This is a genomic window from Ruegeria sp. ABD4_443, from assembly GCF_056160865.1.
Genome location: NZ_JBSWYA010000008.1, coordinates 33122 through 58415 on the forward strand (window position 1 = coordinate 33122; position 25294 = coordinate 58415).

The 25294-nt window shown below is 59.8% G+C and carries 28 protein-coding genes; 15 read left to right on the forward strand and 13 right to left on the reverse strand.

Features of this window, described 5'->3' with window-relative positions; translation table 11 throughout:
• Window positions 1-25: 25 nt before the first annotated feature.
• Together ACXAG8_RS14940 and ACXAG8_RS14945 are read right to left on the reverse strand one after the other, a co-directional pair.
• On the reverse strand, window positions 26-526 hold the full coding sequence (locus ACXAG8_RS14940; protein ID WP_475227655.1) for a type III secretion system chaperone family protein: 501 nt from the start codon (window positions 524-526) through the stop codon (window positions 26-28).
• Window positions 527-850: 324 nt separating this feature from the next.
• Window positions 851-1099: an accessory factor UbiK family protein gene (locus ACXAG8_RS14945; RefSeq protein ID WP_475227658.1), complete on the reverse strand. Its 249-nt coding sequence runs from the start codon at window positions 1097-1099 to the stop codon at window positions 851-853.
• Window positions 1100-1196: 97 nt separating this feature from the next.
• On the opposite strand from ACXAG8_RS14945, the gene lgt reads away from it, so the two are divergent.
• The 5 genes from lgt to ACXAG8_RS14970 all read left to right on the forward strand — a co-directional run bounded on the left by lgt (window position 1197) and on the right by ACXAG8_RS14970 (window position 5418).
• Complete coding sequence (lgt, locus tag ACXAG8_RS14950; RefSeq protein ID WP_475227663.1) at window positions 1197-2084, forward strand: prolipoprotein diacylglyceryl transferase; 888 nt, start codon at window positions 1197-1199, stop codon at window positions 2082-2084.
• Complete coding sequence (locus ACXAG8_RS14955; protein ID WP_475227668.1) at window positions 2081-3148, forward strand: class I SAM-dependent methyltransferase; 1068 nt, start codon at window positions 2081-2083, stop codon at window positions 3146-3148. The genes lgt and ACXAG8_RS14955 overlap by 4 nt, the downstream gene beginning before the upstream one ends.
• Window positions 3145-3903, forward strand: a complete 759-nt coding sequence (gene pgeF, locus ACXAG8_RS14960) for a peptidoglycan editing factor PgeF (protein ID WP_475227671.1) — start codon at window positions 3145-3147, stop codon at window positions 3901-3903. Before ACXAG8_RS14955 ends, pgeF begins: the two co-directional genes overlap by 4 nt.
• 48 nt (window positions 3904-3951) lie before the next feature.
• Window positions 3952-4302, forward strand: a complete 351-nt coding sequence (locus ACXAG8_RS14965) for a hypothetical protein (protein ID WP_475227674.1) — start codon at window positions 3952-3954, stop codon at window positions 4300-4302.
• Between the two features lie 333 nt (window positions 4303-4635).
• Window positions 4636-5418, forward strand: a complete 783-nt coding sequence (locus tag ACXAG8_RS14970; RefSeq protein ID WP_475227677.1) for a Hint domain-containing protein — start codon at window positions 4636-4638, stop codon at window positions 5416-5418.
• 119 nt (window positions 5419-5537) lie between these two features.
• Here ACXAG8_RS14970 and ACXAG8_RS14975 read toward each other — a convergent pair whose 3' ends face one another.
• On the reverse strand, window positions 5538-6038 hold the full coding sequence (locus tag ACXAG8_RS14975; protein ID WP_475227680.1) for an Lrp/AsnC family transcriptional regulator: 501 nt from the start codon (window positions 6036-6038) through the stop codon (window positions 5538-5540).
• A gap of 223 nt (window positions 6039-6261) precedes the next feature.
• Between ACXAG8_RS14975 and trxB the strand changes: the two genes are divergently transcribed.
• The 3 genes from trxB (at window position 6262) to ACXAG8_RS14990 (ending at window position 10939) form a co-directional block, all read left to right on the forward strand.
• Entirely contained in the window at window positions 6262-7203 is a 942-nt protein-coding gene (trxB, locus tag ACXAG8_RS14980) for a thioredoxin-disulfide reductase (RefSeq protein WP_475227684.1), read from the forward strand.
• 130 nt (window positions 7204-7333) lie between these two features.
• On the forward strand, window positions 7334-9025 hold the full coding sequence (locus ACXAG8_RS14985; protein ID WP_475227689.1) for an adenylate/guanylate cyclase domain-containing protein: 1692 nt from the start codon (window positions 7334-7336) through the stop codon (window positions 9023-9025).
• Window positions 9026-9220: 195 nt separating this feature from the next.
• On the forward strand, window positions 9221-10939 hold the full coding sequence (locus tag ACXAG8_RS14990; RefSeq protein WP_475227694.1) for a bifunctional sulfate adenylyltransferase/adenylylsulfate kinase: 1719 nt from the start codon (window positions 9221-9223) through the stop codon (window positions 10937-10939).
• 106 nt (window positions 10940-11045) lie between these two features.
• On the opposite strand, the gene ACXAG8_RS14995 is transcribed toward ACXAG8_RS14990, so the two are convergent.
• The 4 genes from ACXAG8_RS14995 to ACXAG8_RS15010 all read right to left on the reverse strand — a co-directional run bounded on the left by ACXAG8_RS14995 (window position 11046) and on the right by ACXAG8_RS15010 (window position 13542).
• Complete coding sequence (locus ACXAG8_RS14995; RefSeq protein WP_475227697.1) at window positions 11046-11906, reverse strand: glycosyltransferase family 10 domain-containing protein; 861 nt, start codon at window positions 11904-11906, stop codon at window positions 11046-11048.
• Window positions 11903-12790 (reverse strand): PhzF family phenazine biosynthesis protein, encoded by an 888-nt coding sequence (locus tag ACXAG8_RS15000; RefSeq protein WP_475227700.1) that lies wholly within the window; start codon window positions 12788-12790, stop codon window positions 11903-11905. The genes ACXAG8_RS14995 and ACXAG8_RS15000 overlap by 4 nt, the downstream gene beginning before the upstream one ends.
• Before the next feature lie 110 nt (window positions 12791-12900).
• Entirely contained in the window at window positions 12901-13125 is a 225-nt protein-coding gene (locus ACXAG8_RS15005) for a DUF1150 family protein (RefSeq protein WP_475227703.1), read from the reverse strand.
• Window positions 13126-13128: 3 nt separating this feature from the next.
• A complete protein-coding gene (locus ACXAG8_RS15010) occupies window positions 13129-13542 on the reverse strand; it encodes an Hsp20 family protein (protein WP_475227706.1) in 414 nt (137 codons plus the stop codon).
• Window positions 13543-13706: 164 nt separating this feature from the next.
• On the opposite strand from ACXAG8_RS15010, the gene ACXAG8_RS15015 reads away from it, so the two are divergent.
• From ACXAG8_RS15015 to ACXAG8_RS15025, 3 genes are all read left to right on the forward strand, one after another.
• On the forward strand, window positions 13707-13931 hold the full coding sequence (locus ACXAG8_RS15015; protein WP_475227709.1) for a YdcH family protein: 225 nt from the start codon (window positions 13707-13709) through the stop codon (window positions 13929-13931).
• Window positions 13932-14012: 81 nt separating this feature from the next.
• Complete coding sequence (purE, locus tag ACXAG8_RS15020) at window positions 14013-14501, forward strand: 5-(carboxyamino)imidazole ribonucleotide mutase (protein ID WP_475227715.1); 489 nt, start codon at window positions 14013-14015, stop codon at window positions 14499-14501.
• Entirely contained in the window at window positions 14494-15561 is a 1068-nt protein-coding gene (locus ACXAG8_RS15025; RefSeq protein ID WP_475227718.1) for a 5-(carboxyamino)imidazole ribonucleotide synthase, read from the forward strand. The genes purE and ACXAG8_RS15025 overlap by 8 nt, the downstream gene beginning before the upstream one ends.
• 67 nt (window positions 15562-15628) lie before the next feature.
• Here ACXAG8_RS15025 and ACXAG8_RS15030 read toward each other — a convergent pair whose 3' ends face one another.
• The 6 genes from ACXAG8_RS15030 to ACXAG8_RS15055 all read right to left on the reverse strand — a co-directional run bounded on the left by ACXAG8_RS15030 (window position 15629) and on the right by ACXAG8_RS15055 (window position 21488).
• On the reverse strand, window positions 15629-16783 hold the full coding sequence (locus ACXAG8_RS15030) for an alpha-D-ribose 1-methylphosphonate 5-triphosphate diphosphatase (RefSeq protein ID WP_475227721.1): 1155 nt from the start codon (window positions 16781-16783) through the stop codon (window positions 15629-15631).
• On the reverse strand, window positions 16780-17553 hold the full coding sequence (locus tag ACXAG8_RS15035; RefSeq protein WP_475227724.1) for an alpha/beta fold hydrolase: 774 nt from the start codon (window positions 17551-17553) through the stop codon (window positions 16780-16782). The genes ACXAG8_RS15030 and ACXAG8_RS15035 overlap by 4 nt, the downstream gene beginning before the upstream one ends.
• Window positions 17554-17591: 38 nt before the next feature.
• Entirely contained in the window at window positions 17592-18434 is an 843-nt protein-coding gene (locus ACXAG8_RS15040) for a DMT family transporter (protein WP_475227727.1), read from the reverse strand.
• A 239-nt stretch (window positions 18435-18673) separates the two neighbouring features.
• A complete protein-coding gene (gene groL, locus ACXAG8_RS15045; RefSeq protein WP_475227731.1) occupies window positions 18674-20317 on the reverse strand; it encodes a chaperonin GroEL in 1644 nt (547 codons plus the stop codon).
• A 57-nt stretch (window positions 20318-20374) separates the two neighbouring features.
• Window positions 20375-20662, reverse strand: a complete 288-nt coding sequence (groES, locus tag ACXAG8_RS15050; RefSeq protein ID WP_170423103.1) for a co-chaperone GroES — start codon at window positions 20660-20662, stop codon at window positions 20375-20377.
• Window positions 20663-20813: 151 nt separating this feature from the next.
• The gene (locus ACXAG8_RS15055) at window positions 20814-21488 is read right to left on the reverse strand and encodes a DUF2161 domain-containing phosphodiesterase (RefSeq protein WP_475227735.1); all 675 of its coding nucleotides are present in this window, start codon (window positions 21486-21488) and stop codon (window positions 20814-20816) included.
• A gap of 127 nt (window positions 21489-21615) precedes the next feature.
• Between ACXAG8_RS15055 and ACXAG8_RS15060 the strand changes: the two genes are divergently transcribed.
• The 4 genes from ACXAG8_RS15060 (at window position 21616) to ACXAG8_RS15075 (ending at window position 25277) form a co-directional block, all read left to right on the forward strand.
• The gene (locus tag ACXAG8_RS15060; protein ID WP_475227740.1) at window positions 21616-22593 is read left to right on the forward strand and encodes a TraB/GumN family protein; all 978 of its coding nucleotides are present in this window, start codon (window positions 21616-21618) and stop codon (window positions 22591-22593) included.
• 110 nt (window positions 22594-22703) lie between these two features.
• Entirely contained in the window at window positions 22704-23624 is a 921-nt protein-coding gene (locus ACXAG8_RS15065; RefSeq protein WP_475227747.1) for a manganese-dependent inorganic pyrophosphatase, read from the forward strand.
• Between the two features lie 232 nt (window positions 23625-23856).
• Window positions 23857-24732 carry a TIGR01459 family HAD-type hydrolase gene (locus ACXAG8_RS15070; RefSeq protein ID WP_475228218.1) on the forward strand — a complete coding sequence of 292 codons (876 nt, stop codon included), beginning with the start codon at window positions 23857-23859 and terminating at the stop codon, window positions 24730-24732.
• A 101-nt stretch (window positions 24733-24833) separates the two neighbouring features.
• Entirely contained in the window at window positions 24834-25277 is a 444-nt protein-coding gene (locus ACXAG8_RS15075; protein WP_475227754.1) for a MaoC family dehydratase, read from the forward strand.
• Window positions 25278-25294: the final 17 nt, after the last annotated feature.

Genomic DNA, 25294 nt, shown 5'->3' on the forward strand with positions numbered 1-25294 from the left:
GCTGTTGATGGTTCGGGGCAAAGCTTTACGCGCGGCCGTAAGCCTCTGCAATGGCGACTTGCATTGCGTCTTCCGGGGTGCGATTGCCCCAGGTCACCAACTGGATCGCCGGGTAATACCGCTCGGCGCTCAGGACGGCGGCGCTGATCATCGTGTCGATCTGCTCGGGGCTGGCCATCTGGCCGCCAGCCAAAACCAGACCATAGCGATAAACCATCAGCTTTTGGTTCGCCCAATACGTAAAGGCACCGGCCCAGCACTGATCGTTCATCTTGTTCAGCAATTCATAAAGATCCGATACGCGGTCCTGCGGCGGTTCCATTTCAAACGAGCAGACCATCCGAAGCGTTTCGTCATAGTTCGACCAGGCCAGGGTGATCGAATAGGTGCGCCACTGTCCCTCGACAGCCATTGCAATTTGATCATCACCGATCCGGTCGAAATCCCAATCATGATGTTCGGCCAGGTGCTCGACAATGTCGATCGGATGTAGGTCTTCTTGGAGATACTGTTCGGAAAGGGCCATTTGCCACCTCACTAATCTCTAGCAATTTGGGGCTGGCAGCGCCCCAGCGCTAGTTGCCTGCTCTACAAGCCGGGCTTCCCCCGAGAGCTCGTACTAGATATGGTGCGATGTGGTCGAATATCTGGCAACCCCCATTTTTGGGGATAACTGCAATAAGTTGTGGACAGCCCGCAACGAAGACCAAAATATTGGCAGCAGATACAGCTTTGGCTTGATTAATCTTCGGGATGCGCCAAAATACACCGCACCGCACAACCCGATTGGATTGCGCGGCGGATCGCGTTTTCCCTGAAACTGTTGTTGGTCTGGACCTACGCCAAAGCGTTACCCGTCCAGCTTGGCCTCAAGCGCGGCAATACGCTGTTCCAGCGCGGCGTTTTCTTCACGTGCCTTCTGCGCCATGGCCCGCACGGCGTCGAATTCTTCGCGGGTTACAAAGTCACGGTCGGCCAGCCACCGGTCGATCATCGACTTCATGGCGGTTTCTGCCTCTTCCCGGGCGCCCTGCGCGACGCCCATGGCGTTGGTCATCAATTGGGAAACGTCGTCCAGGATCTTGTTGCGGGTTTGCATGTTTTCACTCCGGTGTCGCGGTTCTATCCTATATGGGCAATGAAAGCGCCGGGCTCAAGGTTGACTTGCCCCGCATACCCCGGGCAATGAGACGCACATGCAGGCTGTTTTGAACTTCCCCGATTTGTCGCCCGAGCTGTTCTCGATCTCATTGTTCGGGATCGAACTTGCGCTCCGGTGGTATGCGCTGGCCTATATCGCGGGCATTGTCATCGCATGGCGGCTTGCCGTCATGGCCCTGCGCAGGCCTGCCCTGTGGCCGGACAAGGCGCCACCGATGCGCCCCGAGCAGGTCGAGGACCTGGTGACCTGGATCATCCTCGGCGTCATCCTGGGCGGGCGGCTTGGGTTCGTTCTTTTCTATCAGCCGTCCCACTACCTGCAGCACCCGCTGGATATATTGAAGGTCTGGCAAGGCGGCATGGCCTTTCACGGGGGATTGCTGGGCGTGGTGATTGCCGCCGCTCTTTATGCGCGGCGCCATTCCATCCCGGCCCTGTCCCTGGCGGACCTGATCGCCTATACCGTCCCGCCGGGATTGTTCCTTGGCCGGATGGCAAATTTCGTCAATGCCGAATTGTGGGGACGGCCGAGTGACCTGCCCTGGGCCGTGATCTTTCCCGGAACGGCGGCGCAGGACTGCCCCGGTGTCGTGGCGGGGCTGTGCGCCCGGCATCCATCGCAATTGTACGAAGCGGCGCTTGAGGGGCTTTTGCTGGGCGCGGCGCTTTTGTGGCTGGTCTATCGGCGCGGGGCCTTTCGTTTGCCCGGCCTGACCCTTGGCATCTTTTTGGCAGGCTACGGCATGTCGCGTTTCATCGTCGAGTTCTTCCGCCAGCCCGATCTGCAATTCGTATCGCCGGGCAACCCGTTGGGCCTGGCCTGGCATGTCGGCGGCTATGGCCTGACCATGGGACAGTTCCTGTCCTTACCGATGATCGCGCTGGGGCTGTATTTCGCGCTGCGCGCGCGCCCGGTCACATGAGCCTGCAGGACCAGTTGATCGCGCGCATCCGGCAGGATGGGCCTATGCGCATCTCGGACTATATGAGCGAATGCCTGCTTCATCCGCAATTGGGCTATTACACCACGCGCGACCCCCTGGGCGCGCGCGGCGATTTCACCACCGCCCCGGAAATCAGCCAGATGTTCGGAGAACTGATCGGCCTGAGCCTGGCGCAATCCTGGATGGATCAGGGAAAGCCTGCGCCTTTCGCGCTGGTCGAACTCGGGCCGGGACGTGGCACCCTGATGGCGGACCTGCTGCGGGCCACGCGCTCGGTCCCGGGATTTCACGCTGCGGCGCAACTTGTACTGATCGAAGCTTCGCCCACCTTGCGCGACGCACAGGCCCAAACATTGCAGGACTATGCGCCGCAATGGGTCGGCTCTGTCAGCGACCTGCCAGAGATGCCGACCTTTCTTGTGGCCAATGAATTCTTTGATGCGCTGCCGATCCGTCAATTTCTACGGGATGGCGCGGGATGGCGCGAACGGCTGATCGGGCTGGAGGGCGAAACGCTGACCTTCGGGCTGGGCCCCATATCCGAGCATGTCGCGCTGCGAACGCGGGTGCAGGATACCAAGGACGGCGACCTGGTCGAACTGTGCGCCGCAGCCATTCCGATTGTCACCACGATCGCTGGGCGGGTTGCCACCCATGGTGGGGCGGCCCTGGTCGTCGATTACGGCGACTGGCATTCGCTGGGCGATACCTTTCAGGCCATTCGGGCGCATGAACGGGCAAATCCGTTGCAGAATCCGGGACAGGCAGATTTGACGGCGCATGTGGATTTCGAACCCCTTGCCCACGCCGCGCGGGCCGAAGGTTGCGCGCATACGCGCCTGACGCCGCAGGGCGTGTTTCTGGAACGGCTTGGAATAACGGCACGCGCCCGCAGCCTGGCGGGTTCGCTGGGCGAACAGGAACAACCGTCGCTGATTGCCGCACATCGCCGGTTGACGCATCCCAAGGAAATGGGAAACCTGTTCAAAGTGCTGGGGCTGTACCCAGCATATGCAGCGCCGCCACCGGGACTGGAACCATGACACTGGAAATACTGACTTCAGACATGCTGTCCCCTGTGCGGCACGGGTTCTTCTGCCGACGCGGGGGCGCGTCATCGGGCATATTTGCCGGGCTGAATTGCGGGCATGGTTCGACCGACCTGTCCGAGGCCGTGGCCCTGAACCGACGGCGGGTTGCTCAGGCCATGGATGTAACGCCCGAAGCGCTGATCGGGGTGCATCAGGTCCATTCGCCAACCGTTCTGACGGTCGACGGGCCGATCAATGGCGACAAACCCAAGGCAGACGCGGTTGTAACCGCGACCCCGAACCTGGCGCTGACGATTTTGACCGCGGATTGCCAGCCGGTGCTGTTTGCAGATCCTGACGCGAATGTGATCGGCGCCGCACATGCTGGTTGGCGCGGGGCGCTGGATGGCGTTCTGGAAGCGACGCTGGACGCGATGGAAGCCCTTGGCGCACAGCGGGACAACACGGTTGCGGTCATCGGACCGACGATCTCGCAGCGGGCATATGAGGTCGGGCCAGAGTTCCTGGACCAGTTTCTTGCAGAGTCTTCCGACAACACGCGTTTCTTTGCAAATGGTCAGGACGACCGGCTGCAATTCGACCTTCCGTCCTTTGGGCTGCACCGCCTGCGCCAGGCAGGGGTCAAACATGCCGAATGGATCAGGCATTGCACCTATTCCGACCCGGCCAGGTTCTATTCGTACCGGCGCGCAACCCACGCCAACGAAGCGGATTACGGCCGTCTGATTTCGGCAATCCGGCTGTAGAACCCGGCGGAATTAAGGCGGGAACGCCCCGCTTGCGCCACAATTGTTGTGTTTACCGGTATCAGAATCGTATCGAATTTGTGCCAGTACTCAGATGGTTATCTGACATTCAGACGTTTGACTTCTGGCACCGTTAACCAAGAGGTGCTGCCAAACTTCATTTTTGTCCTCAATTCATCCCGGATAGGCCACATCCCTGCCGCAAATCGGCGTCAAATTCAGGCTTGTCAGGATACGGGGCTTCAGACCCCAGCAGAGCAGGATCAGAAAATGAAAACGAAATCGCGCTTTTTGAAAGCCGTTGTCACGGCTGTCCGGGACCAGGAACTGGAAATGCCCTGGAAGCGGGTTTCAAGTCACTCGGTCAGAGTTGCCCGCCGCCTGGCGGGCCAGCGCTGAACCGTACCACCCCAAAGGGACCAAGCTGCCGGTCCCGACGGGCATAGGGCGTACCGGGCGTTGCTCCGGTCTGGTGCGTTCCGCGTCGCTGATAAAATCAGCGCGTTGTTTTCGGAGCGTGTTTGCGCAGGCAATTTTGGTCTGCGCCGTACGAGTTTGTCTGGGGGGTCAATGTGTTGACCAATGGAATGCGAAATTCAATCGCTGCATTGCGCCAGTATGGCGGGTGCCCATGGGTGATCCATGTTTTCAAGACAAAGAACAAAAACCGTCTGGCGAGATTGCACGGGGGTCGCCTCGCCTGTTCGGAATTTAAAGGGGACTGAACAAAAAATGACCATTCCAAACTCACTGGCCCGAGCAGCCAGAAATGCGGTGGAAACTTCGCCTCTGTTGCGCGAAGCGCCCAGGACGGGGACACAACAAAAGGCGCAGCTGCGCCGGTACGAGGTCTGCTCGCTGCTGAAAAACGGGGATATTTCGCAGGTCCGGCACATCGCCCCTGCCCTGCCCGTTTTCGAAGACGCATTTTGCGCCTTTACCCGTGGATCGCTTGTCGAGACTGCAACCGGGCCGATGGCGATCGAGGACCTGTTGCCCGGTGACGCCGTTCTGACGCAGGACGGAACACCCGAACCGGTCCTGTGGAAAGGATCCGTCACGCTGATTCCGGGGCGCGAGGATTCACGCGGGCGCACACGGCCGCTGACCCGCATCATGGCGGACACGTTTGGGATGCAAAAACCAATGTCCGGCGTCATCGTCGGCCCGGCAGCCCGTCTTTTGGGGACCCCGGCCCATATGCGCCACCTCAGTGGCGGGGGGGAAATGCTGACACCCGTTTCCGAGTTTCAGGACGGGATGGGCGTGATCGAAACCCTGCCGCCGACGCCGGTCGAGCTGTTTCATATCTGTCTGGCCCGGCATTCCGTGATTCGGGTTGATGGCTTGCAGTTTGAATCTTATCATCCGGGCGTTAACGCTGTTCGAATGATCAGCCATTCGCTACGATCTATCTATCTGAACCTGTTTGCGCATATCGAATCGCTGCACGATTTCGGCCCGCTGCTGATGCCGCGCGCCGGTGACGGAGAGATCGACGCGATCACCGCGTGAACAAAGTATCGAGTACTGCATTTTGGGGGGCATCATGCAGATTTTGTTGAGTTGGGTCATTTCACTGACCATCGCCGCGTTTTTACCAACCTGTAGCGCATCGCACAGACGCGCAGGCTTTACGCCGTCCGGTTCATCCGTTCTTCCAATACATCGAACGGCACGCCGGGCTCGTCTTTTGCGCCGCGAATGACAAGCGATGTCTTGACGCTGGCCACGTTCGGCGTGGTCAGCAAGTCGCCTGTAAGGAACTGCTGAAAACTGCTCAGGTCCGGGGCAACGCATTTCAGAATGAAATCGACCTCGCCGTTGAGCATGTGGCATTCGCGAACCAGCGGCCAGTCGCGACAGCGTTCTTCAAACGCACTCAATTCCGATTCCGCCTGGCTTTCCAGCCCGACCATCGCGAATACCTGAACCTCGAACCCAAGCTCACGTGCGTTGACCTCTGCGTGATAGCCGCGGATAAATCCCGATTCTTCCAGGGTGCGAACCCGGCGCAAACAGGGCGGGGCCGAAATCCCCACGCGTTTTGCAAGTTCGACATTGGTCATCCGGCCGTCAGCCTGCAGTTCAGCAAGAATCTTTCTGTCGATTTCATCCAGCCGTGTCGTGACCATCTAACGCTCCTGAGTTTTCGGTTCTTATATCAGCACCCTGCCAATGCGCAATATTATTTCGCAATCGCGCAATAATCTTTATCCGCAATGCATGATTTGATCGGACCGGACCTGCCCGGCTTTGGCAATCAGGTGATTTCTGGGGCTTTAAGCCCGGCGGACCCGTCGCTATATCGGTGCCCGGCGCACAATTCGTCGCCAAGGCATATCGACTGGGGGTTCCATGGCCGAAACACGACACACCAAGGTTCTGATCATCGGCTCGGGGCCTGCGGGCTATACCGCGGGCGTATATGCCAGCCGCGCGATGCTGGAGCCGATCCTGGTTCAGGGCATCGAGCCCGGCGGCCAGCTGACCACAACCACCGAGGTCGAAAACTATCCCGGCTTCACCGAGGTTCAGGGACCGGACCTGATGGTCAAGATGCAAGAACATGCCACCGCGATGGGGTGTGAAGTCATCGGCGATATCATCAGCAACCTTGATCTCGACAAGCGTCCGTTCACCGCGACCGGCGACAGCGGCACGGTCTACACGGCCGATGCGGTCATTCTGGCAACCGGTGCGCGCGCAAAATGGCTGGGGCTGCCGTCCGAAGACAAATTCAAGGGCTTTGGCGTTTCGGCCTGCGCCACATGCGACGGTTTTTTCTACCGCGGCCAGGAAATCGTGGTTATCGGCGGCGGCAACACCGCCGTGGAAGAAGCGTTGTTCCTGACCAATTTCGCCAGCAAGGTTACCTTGATTCACCGCCGCGACGAGCTGCGCGCCGAGAAAATCCTGCAAGACCGCCTGTTCAAGAACGACAAGATCACCCCGTTGTGGTTCCACGAGCTGGACGAGGTGATCGGCACAGATACGCCGCTGGGCGTCGAGGCGGTTCGTGCCAAGAACGTCAAGACAGGCGAGATCACCGAAATCCCGTGCAAGGGCGTTTTTGTCGCGATCGGCCACGCACCGGCAAACGAGTTGGTCAAGGATACGCTTGAAACCCATATGGGCGGGTATGTCGTGACCAAGCCAGGGTCGACCGAGACATCGGTTCCCGGCGTGTTTGCGGCAGGGGACCTGACCGATCACGTTTATCGTCAGGCCGTGACCTCGGCCGGTATGGGCTGCATGGCCGCGCTGGACGCCGAACGGTTTCTTGCAGAGCAAGAGTGATCCTGTCACGGGTTGGGCGCGCCGCGCCCTGCCCGCCCTTTGATCGCCGGGCCTGCGCGCGGGGCGACTTGACCCGCGACGGCGGTCAAAGCAGACTTGTCCGGGACGCGGCGAAAAACAGGTGACATCAGTGGCAAGCGCTCTGTGGCAGGGCAGTTGGTCAACCCGGCTCAGGATCGCCAGCGGTCTTGTCCTGTTCACCTTCGCGTTCTTTCACTTTCTCAACATCGGCCTGGGCCTGTTTCACACGGACTACCTGCACGACATGCAGGATGGCCGCCACGCCGTCACACGGCATCTGTTGGGCAGCACGCTTTTGTACCTGGCACTGTTGACCCATGCGGGGCTGGCGCTGGTTTCGGTTGCCCGGCGCCGAACGCTGCGTATGCCATTCAGCGTCGCGCTACAGGTCACACTTGGGCTGCTGATCCCGCTGAAACTGATCTCGCATATCGTTCAAACGCGCTATGCCCACGAGATTTTCAACGTCAATGACGAGATGGGTTACATCATTATCCTGATGTGGCCGGATTCGACGATCTGGATGCAAAGCCTTCTGCTGTTGCTGGTGTGGATTCACGGCTGCATCGGACTGCATATGTGGCTTCGCCTGACGCGCTGGTGGCGTCGTTGTGTTCCCTATCTGATCGGTGTCGCCGTCTTCGTGCCCAGTTTTGCCCTCACTGGCTTGCTGACCGAAGGACGCCGCATATGGTCAGACTTCGCCGACGATGACCTGCGCGCGCAATATATCGAACATTACAACTGGCCGTCTTCGGATGCGTTCCAAACCATGTTCAGTGTCACCAATAACGCAATGGTCGCGTTTTGGGCGGCGCTGGCGGCAACGGCCCTGTACTATGTCGGGGCCAAGATCTGGCGCCGTCGCCACTCGGTGCGCGTGCGCTATGTGGACGGGCCAGAGGTGACGTCCGAAAAAGGCATGACCCTGCTTGAGATGTCTCAGGCCAATGGTGTGCCCCATACAGCCCTATGCGGCGGCAAAGGGCGCTGCACGACCTGCCGGGTGATTGTCGAGGATGGCGCCGATCGCCTGCCGCAGCCCAGCGCGGTAGAGGCCCGCAGTCTTTCGGCCGTGGGCGCGCCCAACGGCACCCGTCTGGCCTGTCAGATCCGCCCCAACGACCCGTTGACGGTGTTTCGCGTGTTCCGCCCCGAAGGCGGCCGCAACCGGGCCCATGCAAGCCAGGGTCAGGAACGCCAGTTGGCGGTTCTGTTTCTGGACATGCGCGGCTTTACCGCGCGCACGACCGGGCAATTGCCCTATGACATCGTCTTTCTGCTGAACAGGTTCTTTGATGCCATCGTACCGTCGATTACGGCCGACGGGGGTGTCGTGGACAAATACATGGGCGATGGTTTGCTGGCCGTTTTCGAAATGCCCGACGCCGCCAGTTCCGCCAGGGCCGGGTTGAAGGCGGCGGCCGAGGTCAGCCGCGCCCTGCAGCGTTTCAACCAACAGCTGAAGGCTGAGAACAGCCCCGAGATCCGTATCGGCATGGGGTTGCACCTGGGAGACCTTGTGCTGGGCGAGATCGGCGCAGCCGGTCATGCCGCCCGCACGATCATCGGAGATGCCGTCAATGTGGCCAGCAGGTTGGAGGCCGAGACAAAGGCACTGAAAGCGGAACTACTGGTATCCCAAGCCGTATTGCAGGCGGCGGGCGTGGATTGCGCGCCGCTGGACCTGCGTCCATTCGAACTGCGCGGGGTTGCTGCTGCGGTTTCGGCCTTGGCGCTGCCGCAAGCGGTGGACCTTGACGCCTTGTTGGGCACACAGGAACAGAGCATCCCTGCCTGACCCGATTGTTGCAATTGCGCAGGAATTCGGTCGCTAAACGCGATCAATACCGGAAAATCCTTCCAATCCGGGCAAAAACCACGCATATCCTCCTTTGTTTCATGAATGTATATGGACTTCACCCAAATGCCGGGGCACATGCCCGGGAAAACCCCTGAATCACTGGCTCAACCCCACTGCGATAAGAGTATTACGATGACGATGTTAAGCAATCTGGCCCCGATCCCCGAACTATACGTGTCTTATGAATCAGCGCAGAAGCTGAAGGTCGAAGCGGCCGACCTGACAAGTTGGGATCTGTCTCCGCGCCAGATCTGCGACCTGGAACTGCTGATGAATGGCGGTTTCAACCCCCTCAAAGGGTTCCTGAGCGAGGCCGATTACGACACCGTGGTCGAAGATATGCGCCTGGCCGATGGCACCCTGTGGCCGATGCCGATCACGCTGGACGTCAATGAGGACTTTGCCGACACCATCGAACTGGGCCAGGACATCGCCCTGCGCGACCAGGAAGGCGTAATCCTGGCGACAATGACCGTGACCGATCGCTGGACCCCGAACAAATCCCGCGAGGCCGAAAAGGTCTTTGGCGCCGACGATGATGCGCACCCGGCCGTGAACTACCTGCACAATGTGGCCGGAAAGGTATATCTGGGCGGACCCGTCACCGGGATTCAGCCGCCCGTCCACTATGATTTCAAGGCACGGCGCGATACGCCCAACGAATTGCGCGCCTATTTCCGCAAGCTGGGCTGGCGCCGTATCGTTGCGTTCCAGACCCGCAACCCGTTGCACCGCGCCCACCAGGAACTGACGTTCCGCGCGGCGAAAGAAGCACAGGCCAACCTGCTGATCCACCCGGTTGTTGGCATGACCAAACCCGGCGATGTGGACCACTTTACCCGCGTCCGCTGCTATGAGGCGGTGCTGGACAAATACCCGGCCTCGACCACATCGATGTCGCTACTGAACCTGGCGATGCGCATGGCCGGCCCGCGCGAAGCCGTCTGGCATGGCCTGATCCGGGCCAACCATGGCTGCACCCATTTCATCGTTGGTCGCGACCATGCTGGCCCCGGCAAGAACTCGGCCGGCGAAGATTTCTATGGCCCTTATGACGCACAGGACCTGTTCCGCAAATACCAGGACGAAATTGGCGTCGAAATGGTCGACTTCAAGCATATGGTCTATGTGCAGGAACGAGCCCAATACGAACCCAATGACGAGATCCAGGATCGCGACTCGGTTACGATCCTCAACATCTCGGGGACCGAACTGCGCCGCCGTCTGGCCGAGGGGCTGGAAATTCCTGAATGGTTCAGCTTTCCCGAAGTTGTCGCTGAATTGCGCAAAACCAAGCCGCCGCGCAGCCAGCAGGGTTTCACAGTCTTCTTCACCGGCTTCTCGGGGTCGGGAAAATCAACCATCGCCAACGCATTGATGGTCAAGCTGATGGAGATGGGCGGTCGTCCGGTCACCCTTCTGGATGGTGACATCGTACGTAAGAACCTGTCGTCGGAACTGGGCTTTTCGAAAGAACACCGCGACCTGAACATCCGCCGCATCGGCTATGTAGCGTCCGAGATCACCAAGAACGGCGGTATCGCCATCTGTGCGCCCATCGCGCCGTACTCGACCACGCGCCGCGCTGTTCGCGAAGATATCGAAGCGTTTGGTGCATTTTGCGAAGTGCATGTCGCGACCAGTATCGAGGAATGCGAGCGGCGCGACCGCAAGGGCCTGTACAAGTTGGCGCGTGAAGGCAAGATCAAGGAATTCACCGGTATCTCGGACCCTTATGACGTGCCCGAGAACCCGGAACTGCGTGTTGAGACCGAAAATGTCGATGTCGACAATTGTGCGCACCAGGTCCTGCTCAAGCTGGAAAGCATGGGCCTGATCGCTGGGTCCTAAGCACCAGTAAAAACCAATAAAAAAGGCCCCTGGCGATGCCGGGGGCCTTTTTTGTTCGCACTGGCGCGCAGACAAGATATGGCGGGTGATCCCGTCTTGCCCTGACCTAAAGCTGATCAAGCAGGGTCTGGGCTGCGCGTCGTTCGAAGGCACCGAAATCTGCGGCCAGCGGCTGAATTTCCTGCAGGCGCGACAAACGGGATTCAAAATCCGATTCCGAAACGGATTGAACAGCAGCGATGATATCCGCCTCGGACTCGCACAGGATCATCCCCGACGTGTCCATGAAATCGCCGATATTGGGGCACCCCCAATAGATCGGAACTGTCGAGCAGAGGATCGCGTCGATCAGTTTCTCCGAGAAATAGTTCTTTTCACGCACATTTTCGATCACCACCGAATAGCGGTACGGCGCCAGCCCGTCAGATTTCTGATCAAAGGGTAAATACCCCCGCCCCATGATATCGACATCGGCCCCGTCCCGGCGCACACGGTCGATGACGCGGTGCCTCAGCTGGTGGCCCGCAAGGTCCTGTTTGGCCGATGCAATCAGCGAGCAGGACCGTTTCTTGTCGACCGCCAGGTCGCGCCACCCCGGTACAAGCGTTGCGCCATAAGGAAGAAACACCGCGTTTGGAAGTCGCTCAAGCAGCACCTCATGAAACGTGAGGACGCGAAAAAAGCGACGCCAGGTCAGGCGCAGAAGTCGATCATGCTTGCCGTGTATCGCCGAAGGCTCCCCCATCATCAAAGAGATACGCGCGCTGGTACCCCGGCGCAGGCGCAGATGCACAGTCGAGTTGGGATACATGATCAGGTGATCGTCCGGGGACAGATCGCCAACCGTCTTGCCCGTCAGGCGGTCGGGGCACCCAAGCGGCCAGTTCAGATCCGCCAGCGGCACCGCAGACAGCTTTGGCCCCAGGCGGGTCCCGTAAGGCAGTATCCCGATTGCCGGGATGCTCATTGCAGGCGCTCGGGCAGATCGACCTGCCCGCGCATCAGGATGTGCCCCTGTCCGGCAACCCTGATCCCGGTCATTGCGTCGACCGGTCCAACGCGGGTAACCTTGGCCTGGCCGGGGCGCCCCATGTCATGCCCCTGTTGGGCAATGAACATGTCCTTTTGCATCAATCCGTTTTTCCAAAGATACGCGGCCATCGCGCCGGTGGCCGAGCCGGTAAACGGGTCCTCGGGCGGGCTGGGTGGCGCCAGCAACAGGCGCGAGAACGTGTCGCCCTCGCCGGTGGCGCCTTTCAGGGTTACCAGGAACGGCTCTGCCATGTCGGTTCCGGAAAATCCGGCTGTTTCGGCAATTTTGCGCAACGGCCCCGGATCCAGTTTCGCGGCCCGCAAAGCGTCATGGTCCCGCAACAGGGTAATGCAGAAAGGCAGGCCAGTAGACACCATTTGCGGCGGGGCAACGATTGCCTCACGCGGCAGGCCGATGGCATCAGCGACAAGCTCGGCGGGAACCATGGCCCCGAACTCAGGCGCAACCTGCGTCATTTCGATCTGATCACCATCCAGACGAATGCCAACAAGCCCCGCCCCGGTTTCCAGCGTCAGCGTATTGCCCTGCACCAACCCCCGTGAACGCAGGGCGGCAACGGTCGCAATTGTCGGATGACCGGCAAAGGGGATTTCGCGGCTTGCCAGGAAATAGCGGACTTTGACATCGGCAACGTTGGACGGGCCGGTAAAGGTACACTCGACCAGCGAGGTTTCTTGGACGTAGCTGGTACAGACGTCCTCGGGCAGGTCAGCGCCGCCGTGTACGACGGCACAGCCATTGCCGCCAAACGCACGGTCGCTGAAGGCATCCACCCAGTCGAAATCATACCAGCTCATCTGCGTTTTTCCTTATCTGCCCCGGCACCCGGCGGGCGGATGCTGCCGGGGTGCCGGTTTCGCCTGTGCCGTGGTCAATGTCACGGATATTCGGGATGAATGGTGCGAATTCAGTGAACGGCCACCGGCGAAAGGTCGTGCTGGCGCGCCAATACAAAAGCCAGCTTGCGGTCCGCGACAAGCGCCAGCTGCTGCCCGTCGGAATCGTGCACGGCGTAAAGGTGATCAAGATCACCGGCCTGATCGCGAACGTCCCGTGGCAGGTCGGCCACGTCGATCGCCTTTACATAAACAATCCGATCGCCTTCGGTATTGATTTCATACGGTGTATTCATGACTTACCCCTTTCTTATGTTGATAGTCTGCACCACGGTTTCGGGAACGGCGCGGGTCAGGTCGACATGCAGCAGCCCGTTTTCCATGATGGCCTCTCCGACTTCGACGCCATCGGCCAGAACGAACATGCGCTGAAACTGTCGCGCGGCGATACCGCGATGCAGGTACACGCGCCCATCGCTGTCGTCGCTCTGACGGCCCCGAATGACCAACTGACGATCCTCGATCGTTATGGACAGGTCCTGTTCGGCAAAACCGGCGACAGCCAGGGTGATGCGATAGGAAAAATCCGAGGTCTGTTCGATGTTGTACGGCGGATATCCTTCGTTGCCGCCCTTGGCAGAGCGTTCAAGAAGGCGTTCCAATTGCTCGAATCCCAAAAGATGCGGGTATGAGCCAAGAGTAAGTTTTGACACGTATTCTCGTCCTTTATTGTCAAAGCGACGTTTCGAGCGGCCCCGTAGCGGCAACCGCGCAATATAGAATATGGGAAGAAAACGGGATGTCCACAAGGTCTAGGCGGTTTAACCTTAACGCACTATCTTGTGTCCCAAGCACCACCAGACAGACTGAGTCGCCAATGAACGCGCCAACCGACATTTCAATGAAAACCGATGAAGTTTTGCGTGTCGAGCTTGAAGTCTTCCGCCGTCAGCACCGGGACCTGGACGAAGCAATCGAAGCTTTGCAGGCCAAGGGGACATCGGACCAGTTGACGATCAAGCGGCTGAAAAAGCAGAAACTGCGGCTCAAAGATACGATCCGGCTGATCGAGGACAGGCTGACCCCTGATATTATTGCCTGAATCGCATGCTTCTGCCGCATTGCCACCTAGGCTGATTTGGCTATAGTGCGCGCTCTTTTGGAAGTGGCGGAGACATTGCGGATGGATGAGATCAAGGTCGGGATCATCATGGGCAGCCAGTCGGACTGGCCGACCATGAAAGCCGCAGCGGATATTCTGGATGAACTGGGCGTCGGGTATGAGGCACGCATCGTTTCGGCCCACCGGACCCCTGATCGCCTGTGGGATTATGGAAAAACCGCCGTCGACCGCGGATTGCAGGTCATCATCGCCGGTGCTGGCGGGGCGGCGCATTTGCCGGGGATGATGGCGTCGAAAACGCGGGTGCCCGTTATTGGCGTTCCGGTTCAGACCCGTGCCCTGTCCGGGGTCGATTCGCTGTATTCCATCGTCCAGATGCCCAAGGGGTTCCCGGTTGCCACCATGGCCATCGGGTCGGCGGGCGGGGCCAATGCGGGGCTGATGGCCGCCGGTATCCTGGCGTTGCAGGACAGCAAGCTGGCCGGGCGGCTGGATGCATGGCGCGCTGCCCTGTCGGATTCGATCCCGCAGGAGCCTCGCGATGAATAGCCCGCTGCAACCCGGAGGCATTGTTGGAATTCTCGGTGGCGGGCAATTGGGCCGGATGCTGTCGGTGGCCGCAGCAAGGCTGGGCCTGGCCACGCATATTTTCGAACCCGGCGCAAACCCGCCCGCCGGACAAGTGGCCGACCGCGTGACGACGGCCTCTTACGACGATGCGGACGCGCTGCGCCGGTTCGCAGATTCCGTGGATGTCATTACCTACGAGTTCGAGAACATCCCGACCCAAGCCCTGGACCTGCTTGAGGCGCACTGCCCCATCCATCCCGGGCGCGAGGCCCTGCGGATCAGCCAGGACCGGTTGACAGAGAAGGTCTTTTTGCAAGACCTCGGCCTGAATACTGCCCCGTTCGCTGATATTGCCGATATGGCCGGGCTGCAGCGCGCGATTGGTGACATTGGCGTCCCTGCCATCCTCAAGACCCGGCGTTTCGGGTATGATGGCAAGGGTCAGGCGCGGCTGCACAGCCCCGATGACGCCGAGGCCGCTTTGGCAGATATGGCGGGCGCGCCTGCCATTCTTGAAGGCTTTGTCGATTTCAGCCACGAAGTTTCCATTATCGCCGCGCGGGGTCCGGATGGGCAGGTTGCCTGTTTTGACCCGGGGGAAAATGTTCACCGCGAAGGCATCCTGCGCACGACTACCGTCCCGGCCCGGCTGTCGCCATCGCAGCGTACCGATGCGATCCTGCTTGCGGCCAACATATTGAACGCGCTGGACTATGTCGGTGTGATGGGGGTCGAGCTGTTCGTGACACCGGGTGGTCTGGTCGTGAACGAAATCGCACCGCGGGTCCATAACTCGGGTCACTGGACGCAAAACGGCTGTGCCGTGGATCAGTTCGAACAGCATATCCGCGCTGTTGCCGGCTGGCCGTTGGGCGACGGGCAGCGGCATTCGGACGTCGTGATGGAGAACCTGATCGGTGATGACATGGACCGGGTTCCGGACCTGGCCCGCGAACGCGATGTGGCGCTGCATCTATATGGCAAGGCCGAGGTCAAACCCGGTCGGAAAATGGGTCACTTCAACCGGATCACCCGCTGAGAAAATCGCGCTGACGCGCAATGCCTCCGGCGGGAGTATTTGGTAAAAGATGAAATTGCGCCGGTGTTTAGCCGACGAAGCGTGCCGCAATGTCACCTGACATAAAGCTGATCCGGCCAGCAGCCAATGTGGCGGCAACCCGGTGCGTTTCGGCGTCCAGGATGACCATGTCGGCCCGTTTGCCCGCTTCAAGGCTTCCGCGATCATCGAGGTTGAGCACCCGCGCGGGCCCCGATGAAACCAGCGCCCAGGCCGCGGCAAAGTCCAACAGGCCGCTTTTGGCCAGCAACAGCGCGGCGCGACGCGGACTGGGATAGTGATAGTCCGAGGCAAGTGCATCGCACAGCCCCATCGCGATCAAATCCAGCGCGCTGGCATTTCCTTTGTGCGATCCGCCCCGCACCACGTTGGGAGACCCGAGAATGATGTGGTCGCCAGCGGCGCGCGCGGCTTCGGCGGCCTCTGGAGTTTCAGGGAATTCTGCAATCGCTGCGCCTCTTGCACGCCATTGTGCGCGATCTTCGGCCGTTGTGTCGTCATGGCTGCCCAGTGTTACACCCCGGGCGGTCAGATCCTTGCACAGCGCGTCCAGCGCCGCGGGCACTTCGCCGCGCCGGCCATGCATGGCTTGCAACATCGACAAATGGTTTTCAGGACTGCGCCCAGCCTTCAGCGCCTGCCCCGTCAACCGCGGTGGCTTTCGCCCCTGCGCCAGTCGCGCATGTGGCAGGTGATCATTGAAAACCACATAAGGCACCTGCCATGCGGCAATACGATCCGGCAGGCCCGGATAGGCGTCCAGCATGTGCGTTTCGAAGCGCAGTTGCGGAACAAGATCGGTCACGACCTGATCGCGCACCGATGCAATCGCCTGGAAAACCTGTGCCGCAAATTCCGGGCCGCGCACGCCGCCCTCCCAACTGTGGAACTGGGCAAGGACCGCGGTGGTGATGCCATTTGCCGCCAGTTCGGCTTCAACTGAAACGATCCCTTCGGCCATCTGCTTCATCGCGCCACGGCGCGGCGCGATATGCCTTTCGAAGCCATCGCCATGCAGGTCCACGATGCCGGGCAGGACCAGGTAGCCGGACAGGTCTATGACCCGGCCATCCTGTCGGCCCGGCTGAACACGCCCTTCTGCGAAGGTCAGTTCCGACCGTGACAGACCGCCTGCGGGCAGAAGAACTTCGGCGCCGGAGAGAGTCAAATCGAGAGGTGTCATCGTGTGGGCTCCGACGCTGGTTCCAAGCAGTCCTGGCCGATACAAATCTCGTCAATGATGTCCAATACCCCGTCAAGCCACGTAATCTGCGGATCGAACTGGCCAAATTCGATAAAGTGCAGGGCCTGGGCCATGACGCGCGGATTGTTCATCATGAATGTATGCGTCACCGGCAGAACGATGTGATCGGCCATTCCGTCCACCTTTGTCGTTTCGACCGAGACCTTTCCGTCATCCGGCCCGTCGATCAGGGAAGAAAACACCAGGTTCAACGAGTTTTTCCCGGCGATGACACCCAGTTCGAAATCGACCGGCGGCAGTTGACGCGGCACCCCTTCGGGACCGGTGCCCAGCGCCAGACCGGCCGGGCCATTCAGCAGGCCGAACACCTCCCAATCGCCCAATTCGTCGACAAGCTGGCTGCCCTGGTTCGGCGGGCCAAGCATGACAACCCGTCCCAGGTTTCCCGGATGGTTGTCCTGAAGCCAATAGCGCAACAGGATACCCCCCATGGAATGCGCCACCACGTTGATCTTTTCCTTTCCGCAAGCCTCGAACGCATCCGGCAGCGTTTGGCTCGCAAGTTCGGAAATAGGCAGGTCGGTCGAATGATAGCCGGGAACAACCACGGTATAGTCATGAATGCGAAACAGCTGCTCCATGACCGAAAAAGAGGCTTCGGTACGGGCCAGACCATGAAGCAGGACGACGCATTTCGCAGCGGCGGCAGCCGGCGAAAGACACAAGAATAGCGCGATCAGAACTCTCATTCCCGCCAGATAATCCCTAATCCGAACAGGGGAAACCCCTAGCGCCGCGTCCCGCGCAAAACCGCCATCGCGATGCCACCCAAGACCAGGCTTGCCCCAAGCACGAGGCGCAGGCTGATCGCTTCACCCAACAGCGCGATGCCCGCCAAGATTGCGATGACCGGCACGCTCAACTGTACCACGGCCGCGACGGATGGTGCCAGTTGGGGCAGAACGCGGTACCACAGGGCGTATCCGAGCCCAGATGTCACGCCGCCCGACAAAATCGCAAGCGCGTAACCGGCGCCGTTCATCTGCCAGGTGCCTCCTGCCGCCAAAAGGGCAAGGGCTGTAACCGGCAAGGCCACGACGAAATTCGCCGCCGTACCCGCCAGCGCATCCGGTTCAGACCGCCCGGCAATAGAATACAAGGCCCACCCTATCCCGGCCGCGGTCATCAGGGCTGCACCGGTCAGGTCCACGCGCAGCGCACCGGCGGGCCATAGAACGCAGATCAGCCCGCCCAATGCGATGGCCGCACCCGCCAGATGACGCGCCGAGGGCACGGCTCCGGCCACCGAATTTGCCGCGAACATGGTGATTTGGACGACGCCGAACAAAATCAACGCCCCCAGACCCGCATCCAGCGTCAGGTAGGCCAGGGAAAAGCCGATCATGTACAGCGACAGCGCCCCTGCTCCCACCACCCTGCGTCTGGACCGCAATGAAAGGCCGCCACCCCGCGCAAGAACCAATACAGCCAGGATCACCGCCCCCGACAACACCCGAACCACGGCAAACCCCGCCGGATCACTGGCCCCGCTATCGACCGCCATACGGTTCAGGATAGAGTTCGCCGCAAAGGCGCACATGGTCAGGGCAGTGAGCAGAACTAATCTCATATCAACCCCATAGCCCTTTCCGCGCAAAAAATCCCACTCACTTTACTGCGAGACAAGACCGCATTTCATCTTTTCGAAAATACTCCCGCCGGAGGCATGCCTGCGCAGCGGGCATTACAAACGAAAACAGGGTCGCCCAAAGGCGACCCTGTCATGTATTTGGCGCCTCAACCGGCGGCTTGACCGTTTGGCCACGCCGCCTTGAGGCCATCGAACGCGCCAGGGCGAATTCGACGTGCTTACATCATGCCGCCCATGCCGCCCATGTCGGGCATGCCACCGGCAGGTGCTGCACCTTCTTTCGAAGGTTTGTCGGCAACCATTGCTTCGGTGGTGACCAGCAGGCCAGCAACCGATGCCGCATCTTCCAGAGCGGTACGGACAACTTTGGCCGGGTCGATGACGCCGAACGAGAACATGTCGCCATATTCTTCGGTCTGCGCGTTGAAGCCGAACGATACATCGCCGGATTCACGGACCTTGCCCGCAACAACCGCACCGTCAACACCTGCGTTCTCGGCGATCTGGCGCAGCGGCGCTTCGATTGCCTTGCGAACGATGTTGATGCCCGCGCTCTGGTCAGCGTTTGCGCCTTCCAGCGTTTCCAGTGCTTTACCGGCCTGAACCAGTGCAACACCACCGCCAACGACAACGCCTTCCTGAACGGCAGCGCGGGTCGCGTTCAGAGCATCGTCCACACGGTCCTTACGCTCTTTCACTTCAACCTCGGTCATGCCGCCGACGCGGATAACGGCAACACCGCCAGCCAGTTTGGCAACGCGCTCTTGCAGTTTCTCACGGTCGTAGTCCGACGAGGTTTCTTCGATCTGAGTGCGAATCTGGGCAACACGTGCTTCGATCTCGGCTTTCTCGCCTGCACCGTCAACGATGGTGGTTTCGTCTTTGGTGATCTCGATCTTCTTGGCGGTGCCCAGCATGTCCATGGTGACGGACTCAAGCTTCATGCCCAGATCTTCGCTGATGACCTGACCACCGGTCAGGATCGCGATGTCCTGCAGCATGGCTTTACGGCGATCGCCGAAGCCCGGTGCCTTCACAGCAGCAATTTTCAGGCCGCCGCGCAGTTTGTTGACAACCAAAGTTGCCAGCGCTTCGCCTTCAACGTCTTCCGCAATGATCAGCAGCGGCTTTTGCGACTGGATCACCTGCTCGAGCAGCGGAACCATCGGCTGCAGCGAGGACAGTTTCTTTTCGTGCAGCAGGATCATGCAGTCATCCAGATCTGCAATCATCTTGTCTGCGTTGGTGACGAAGTAAGGCGACAGGTAGCCACGGTCGAACTGCATACCTTCGACAACATCGGTCTCGGTTTCCAGACCTTTGTTTTCTTCGACGGTGATGACGCCTTCGTTGCCAACCTTTTGCATCGCGTCTGCGATCTGCTGACCGATTTCGGCTTCGCCGTTGGCCGAGATGGTGCCGACCTGGGCAACTTCGGCCGAGTCTTTGACTTCACGCGACGCGTTCTTGATGCCTTCGACAACCTTGGCAGTTGCCAGGTCGATGCCGCGCTTCAGGTCCATCGGGTTCAGACCAGCTGCAACCTGCTTCAGACCTTCGCGAACGATGGCTTGTGCCAGAACGGTTGCGGTGGTGGTGCCGTCACCGGCTTCGTCATTGGTGCGGCTGGCGACTTCTTTCACCATCTGCGCGCCCATGTTTTCGAACTTGTCTTCCAGTTCGATTTCCTTGGCAACCGAAACACCGTCTTTGGTGATGCGCGGTGCGCCAAAGGATTTGTCCAGAACCACGTTGCGGCCTTTGGGGCCCAGGGTCACTTTCACAGCATCGGCCAGGATGTTCACACCGGCCAGCATGCGGTTACGGGCATCGGTGTCAAACTTGACGTCCTTTGCAGACATGTCGTCTCTCCTTGAGAAATAAGTTGTGAATGAAGATCAGAGTGAAGCGCTGCGCGCTTACTCGATGATCCCCATAATGTCGCTTTCTTTCATCATCAGCAGCTCTTCGCCGTCGACCTGAACCTCGGTGCCCGACCATTTGCCGAACAGGATCTTGTCGCCAGCCTTGACCGCCATTGCGATCAGCTCGCCGCTGTCCTTGCGCGCGCCTTCGCCGGTTGCGACGACTTCGCCTTCGCTGGGCTTTTCTTTTGCGCTGTCAGGAATGATCAGGCCGCCTGCGGTTTTCTCTTCGCTTTCCACGCGACGAACCAGCACACGGTCATGAAGCGGTTTCAATGCCATCTTTGCAGCTCCTTGGGCTCAAAGTTTATCTATCCTTTCCCCGCCTGCGGCGAGGCGTTAGCACTCAAGTCATATGAGTGATAACGGCGTATAGCTAGGCGGTCGAAAGCCACGAGTCAACAAGCACTGGCGGAAAATTTCAAACGCAGGTTCAGCCGGTTTCTTCCCAGCTGTAGGCCCAGTGTTTCAGACCCTCCTGCCCCTCGGGGGTCAGGGCATAGGTGCCGGTCTCAACCTTGTCGAACCACCCATAGTGATTGGTACGCATCAGCCGCGTTGCCTCGGCGACCCCGGTGGCCTTGGCGACATCCGCCCCCTTGCTGGCCCCCTGCACAGCCAGATGTGCCGCGCATTTCAAGGCGTCCTGCCGATAGGCGGTGACAATTCCGTGCCGCGTCGCACCGCCCGCATTGGGATCACCCTCCAACCGCTCAAACTCGCGCAGCAGCCGGGCGGCCTTGGCCTTGCTTTTGCGCGGCGAATACGGCCCGGGGTCACAGTGGACCTCGACCGCCCCATCCGCGCGCACCGTGATCAACCCCAGGCCCAACCGCCGGCACAGGGCAAGGTTATCCTTCAACGCGCGCCGGGCGGTCCGCCCCTTGGGCTTGCACACCCCGACATAGACCAGGTCCGTCACCTTCAGGCGCGTAACCGCCTGATGGAACAGCGCCAGTGAAAAGCGCAGCTTCAATTCGACAATCACCGGATCTGACCCATCCCGTACGGCAACGATATCGGCGGCGCCGACCTCGCCCTTTACAGAATAACCCTGACGTTCCAGCAACGCCTTGATCGGGGGATAGAGATCCTGCTCGCGGTCCATGTTCCCATGCTAAGCGATTTGCACCGGAATGCCACCCGCCGGGATGCGCGCCACGCATCCGACTTGAACCTGTGCCACGGCAAAGGCAAAGTCCCCCCAGATGTTTTCAACTGGCCGGATTGACCGAATGCGTTTCATACTGTTCTTTTTCCTGATCTTTCCCGCCGCCGTGCATGCGGCCTGCGACGGGCGTGACCTGCGGCCTGACCTGTCCGCCGGGATGCAAGCGGACCTGCAACAGGCGCTGAGCGAGCTTCCCTATCCGCAGGGCAACCACTGGGTCGCCTCAAAAGACGGAAAGGTCTTGCACCTGATCGGGACATTTCACGCCAATGATGCGCGCATGGATGCAGTGGTCACCCGGCTGACACCAGTCATCGGCAAGGCCGACGCATTCTATTTCGAGGTCACCCAAGACGAGATGGCGGCATTCGAGCAGGGTCTTGCCAGCGACCTCAGCCCGATATTGATCACATCTGGCCCAACTCTGATTGACCTGATGCCGGCAGAGGATTGGAACGCATTGTCGACCCGGCTGACCGAGCGCGGAGTTCCAGGATGGATGGCCGCCAAGATGCGGCCCTGGTTTCTGAGTATGATGCTGGGCATTCCACCTTGCATGATCCAAGACCCAAATGCCGATTTCGGAATGGATGCCCGGCTTTCCGACCTGGCAAAGGAAAAGGAAATTCCACAATACTCATTGGAAAGTATCGATGAGGTGATAGCCATTTTCGACAGCCACCCAATCGAAGACCAAGTCCAGTCGCTTGTCCGGATGGCCGATGCGCTTGACGGCAGCGAAGATCAACTGGCGACAATGGCCAACATGTATTTCGAGGAACAGCACGGTCAAATTCTGCGACTTGCGCGGTTGCAGGGGCAGGACGCCTCGGACCTGCCTGGGGAAGTTTTTGATGCCGAATGGGAAAGCTTCGAACAGCACCTGCTGATCGCCCGCAACGACGCATGGATGAAACACATTCTTGCCATTCGCGCCGACAGGGCCGTAATTGCAGTCGGCGCGGGCCACCTAGCAGGGACGTTTGGGCTGTTGAACCAACTGCAAGCCGCCGGTTTCGAGCTGACCCGCGCCGCGTTCTGATCTGGCGCGGCAAAATTCAGACCAACCGTCGCAGAGTGGCCGGACCCGCGTGACAAGTCCGGTTGGCCGCCCTATAAGGCGCGCAAATTCCCAATCCTCAGGACGCTGACATGACAATTCAAGTTTTTGGCCATAAATCCCCCGACACCGACTCGACCGGCTCGCCCATCCTGTGGGCCTGGTACCTGAACGAAGTTCAGGGCGAAAAGGCCGAAGCCGTTTTGCTGGGCGAACCCAACACCGAGGCCGCCTTTCTGCTCAAACGGTGGGACCTGCCCAAGCCGCGCATCATCGACGACGTGGCCGAAGACGCGCCGGTTGTCATTGTCGACACCAATAACCCCGCTGAACTGCCCGCCAGCATCAATGGCGCCGATATCCGCGCGATCATCGACCACCACAAGCTGGTCGGAGGCCTGGAAACCAAGGGGCCGATCGACATCACCGTCCGCCCGCTGGCCTGCACCGCAACCATCATGGTTGACCTGATGGGCGACGACGCCGCCAAAATGCCCGATTGGGCAAAAGGAACGGCCCTGACTTGCATTCTTTCGGACACGCTGGAGTTCCGGTCCCCCACCACAACGCCGCATGACCGCGAAGTAGCCGAAAAACTGGCCGCCGACCTTGACCTCGATATTTCCGCTTACGCAGCCGATATGTTCGCGGCAAAATCTGACGTTTCGTCCTTTTCCGATGCCGAACTCATCCGCATGGACAGCAAGGAATATGCGGTAGACGGCACCAAGTTCCGCGTGTCGGTTCTGGAAACCACCGCACCTGGCGTCGTGCTGGACCGCAAGGCATCCCTTGCCACATCGATGAGCGACGTCGCGCAAGAGGATGGCGTCGACCAGGTTCTGCTGTTCGTCGTCGACATTCTGAACGAAGAAGCCACGCTGCTGGTGCCGAACGATCTGGTCAAAGCCGTCGCCGAAAAAAGCTTTGGCGCGACCGTCGAGGGCGATACCGTCGTCCTGCCCGGAATCATGAGCCGCAAAAAGCAGATCATTCCGAACCTCAAAGTCTGATGTCGTCGACATAGCCGTTCAAAGGCGCCCCCAAGGGCGCCTTTTCTTTGCGAGGCTCTGCCTCGCGCTCCGGGATATTTATGGCCAGATGAATGAAGGATCCGCAGCTTCATCTGGCCGCAAATATCCCGGGGGAGTCGCCCGCAGGGCGGCGGGGGCAGAGCCCCCTCTGGCAAAACCGGACCGGCTCTGCCATAGCGATAGCAAGTCCGACCAAACCGAAAGTAGTCCAATGACACAGATCGCGAATTCGCTTGCAGAGATATCCGACCGCTACAAGGCCTTGTTTGTCGATCTGTGGGGATGTGTTCACAACGGGATAACAGCGTTTCCCGAGGCTGTCGCCGCGTTGCAATCCTACCGGCAACGGGGTGGTATCGTTGTATTGGTCACCAACTCACCCAAACCCCGTGCCGGCGTGGCCGAGCAGCTTTCCGAGTTCAATGTGCCGGACGACGCCTATGACACGATCGCCTCAAGTGGCGATTCCGCGCGTTCGGCCATGTTTCGCGGGGCAGTGGGAAACAAGGTCTACTTCATGGGCGACTGGGCGCGGGATGAGGGCTTCTTCGAGCCGCTGAAACTGCTGGAGAACCCGGTAGACATTGAACGGGTCGCCCTGAAAGATGCCGACGGGATCGTTTGCTGCGGCCCGCTTGACCCGATGGCCGATCCTTCGGTGAATCGGGCCGATTTTCTCTTTGCTAAGCAAAAAGGCATGAAACTGCTTTGCGCAAATCCTGACATCGTTGTGGATCGCGGCGAAGTGCGCGAGTGGTGCGCCGGTGCGCTGGCGCGGCTGTACACCGAAATGGGTGGCGAGAGCCTTTATTTCGGCAAACCACACCCACCGATCTATGACCTGGCACGTCGCAGGTTGCAATCGCTGGGAAAGGACATCCCGGACTCTGAAATCCTTGTCATCGGCGACGGGCCCCATACCGACATCGCAGGCGGCATGGGCGAGGGTCTTGATTCCCTGTTCATCACCGGCGGGCTCGCTGCTGCCGAGACCAAAACGTCGCACCAGCCGGACCACGACTCGCTAATGCACTACATTGCAAAGGAAAAAGTGAATCCGACCTATTCGATCGGTCGCCTGAGGTAGTCAAAAATAACTTGATTTTCTGCGCTTGCGAAGTAATAAAGTTGCCAACCTGACGTCATTGGTGACTTTTTGTTGCTTGGCGAATTTCAAGTGAGGGCGACATGTTGGACAATCTTCCGCGCGGTACAATCTGTATTGAAGACATCGAGATGGGCATGAGCCGCCACCTGCGAAAGGTGGTAACCGATGAAGATATCGAGATGTTCGCCCAGGTATCCACAGACCGGAACCCGGTGCACCTGGATGATGATTATGCCCGCGATACGATATTCGAGGGGCGCATAGCCCATGGCATGCTGACCGCTGGCCTGATCTCGGCCGTAATCGGCGAGCAACTGCCCGGACACGGGACCGTATATATGGGCCAGTCGCTCAAGTTTCTTGCGCCAGTGCGTCCGGGGGACCAGGTCTATGCCGAGGTCAAGGTGATCGACATCGATTTCGCCAAGCGCCGGGTAAAGCTGGATTGTCATTGTTCGGTCGATGGCAAGAAAGTCCTGGTGGGCGAGGCCATGGTCCTGGCACCCAGCCGCAAGTTCGACTGACGCGCGCCGACCTGATG

Coding starts and splice junctions, on each gene's coding strand:
- ACXAG8_RS15055 (WP_475227735.1), bottom strand. CDS start 21,488: ATGGACCGCGAGCAGGATCTCTATCCCCCGATCAAGGCGTTGCTGGAA.
- ACXAG8_RS14995 (WP_475227697.1), bottom strand. CDS start 11,906: ATGAGCATCCCGGCAATCGGGATACTGCCTTACGGGACCCGCCTGGGG.
- ACXAG8_RS14970 (WP_475227677.1), top strand. CDS start 4,636: ATGACCATTCCAAACTCACTGGCCCGAGCAGCCAGAAATGCGGTGGAA.
- purE (WP_475227715.1), top strand. CDS start 14,013: ATGGATGAGATCAAGGTCGGGATCATCATGGGCAGCCAGTCGGACTGG.
- ACXAG8_RS15040 (WP_475227727.1), bottom strand. CDS start 18,434: ATGAGATTAGTTCTGCTCACTGCCCTGACCATGTGCGCCTTTGCGGCG.
- ACXAG8_RS15070 (WP_475228218.1), top strand. CDS start 23,857: ATGACACAGATCGCGAATTCGCTTGCAGAGATATCCGACCGCTACAAG.
- ACXAG8_RS15005 (WP_475227703.1), bottom strand. CDS start 13,125: ATGAATACACCGTATGAAATCAATACCGAAGGCGATCGGATTGTTTAT.
- pgeF (WP_475227671.1), top strand. CDS start 3,145: ATGACACTGGAAATACTGACTTCAGACATGCTGTCCCCTGTGCGGCAC.
- groL (WP_475227731.1), bottom strand. CDS start 20,317: ATGTCTGCAAAGGACGTCAAGTTTGACACCGATGCCCGTAACCGCATG.
- ACXAG8_RS14945 (WP_475227658.1), bottom strand. CDS start 1,099: ATGCAAACCCGCAACAAGATCCTGGACGACGTTTCCCAATTGATGACC.
- ACXAG8_RS14990 (WP_475227694.1), top strand. CDS start 9,221: ATGACGATGTTAAGCAATCTGGCCCCGATCCCCGAACTATACGTGTCT.
- ACXAG8_RS15000 (WP_475227700.1), bottom strand. CDS start 12,790: ATGAGCTGGTATGATTTCGACTGGGTGGATGCCTTCAGCGACCGTGCG.
- ACXAG8_RS15060 (WP_475227740.1), top strand. CDS start 21,616: ATGCGTTTCATACTGTTCTTTTTCCTGATCTTTCCCGCCGCCGTGCAT.
- lgt (WP_475227663.1), top strand. CDS start 1,197: ATGCAGGCTGTTTTGAACTTCCCCGATTTGTCGCCCGAGCTGTTCTCG.
- groES (WP_170423103.1), bottom strand. CDS start 20,662: ATGGCATTGAAACCGCTTCATGACCGTGTGCTGGTTCGTCGCGTGGAA.
- ACXAG8_RS15075 (WP_475227754.1), top strand. CDS start 24,834: ATGTTGGACAATCTTCCGCGCGGTACAATCTGTATTGAAGACATCGAG.
- trxB (WP_475227684.1), top strand. CDS start 6,262: ATGGCCGAAACACGACACACCAAGGTTCTGATCATCGGCTCGGGGCCT.
- ACXAG8_RS14955 (WP_475227668.1), top strand. CDS start 2,081: ATGAGCCTGCAGGACCAGTTGATCGCGCGCATCCGGCAGGATGGGCCT.
- ACXAG8_RS14940 (WP_475227655.1), bottom strand. CDS start 526: ATGGCCCTTTCCGAACAGTATCTCCAAGAAGACCTACATCCGATCGAC.
- ACXAG8_RS15030 (WP_475227721.1), bottom strand. CDS start 16,783: ATGACACCTCTCGATTTGACTCTCTCCGGCGCCGAAGTTCTTCTGCCC.
- ACXAG8_RS15015 (WP_475227709.1), top strand. CDS start 13,707: ATGAACGCGCCAACCGACATTTCAATGAAAACCGATGAAGTTTTGCGT.
- ACXAG8_RS15065 (WP_475227747.1), top strand. CDS start 22,704: ATGACAATTCAAGTTTTTGGCCATAAATCCCCCGACACCGACTCGACC.
- ACXAG8_RS15025 (WP_475227718.1), top strand. CDS start 14,494: ATGAATAGCCCGCTGCAACCCGGAGGCATTGTTGGAATTCTCGGTGGC.
- ACXAG8_RS14975 (WP_475227680.1), bottom strand. CDS start 6,038: ATGGTCACGACACGGCTGGATGAAATCGACAGAAAGATTCTTGCTGAA.
- ACXAG8_RS15035 (WP_475227724.1), bottom strand. CDS start 17,553: ATGAGAGTTCTGATCGCGCTATTCTTGTGTCTTTCGCCGGCTGCCGCC.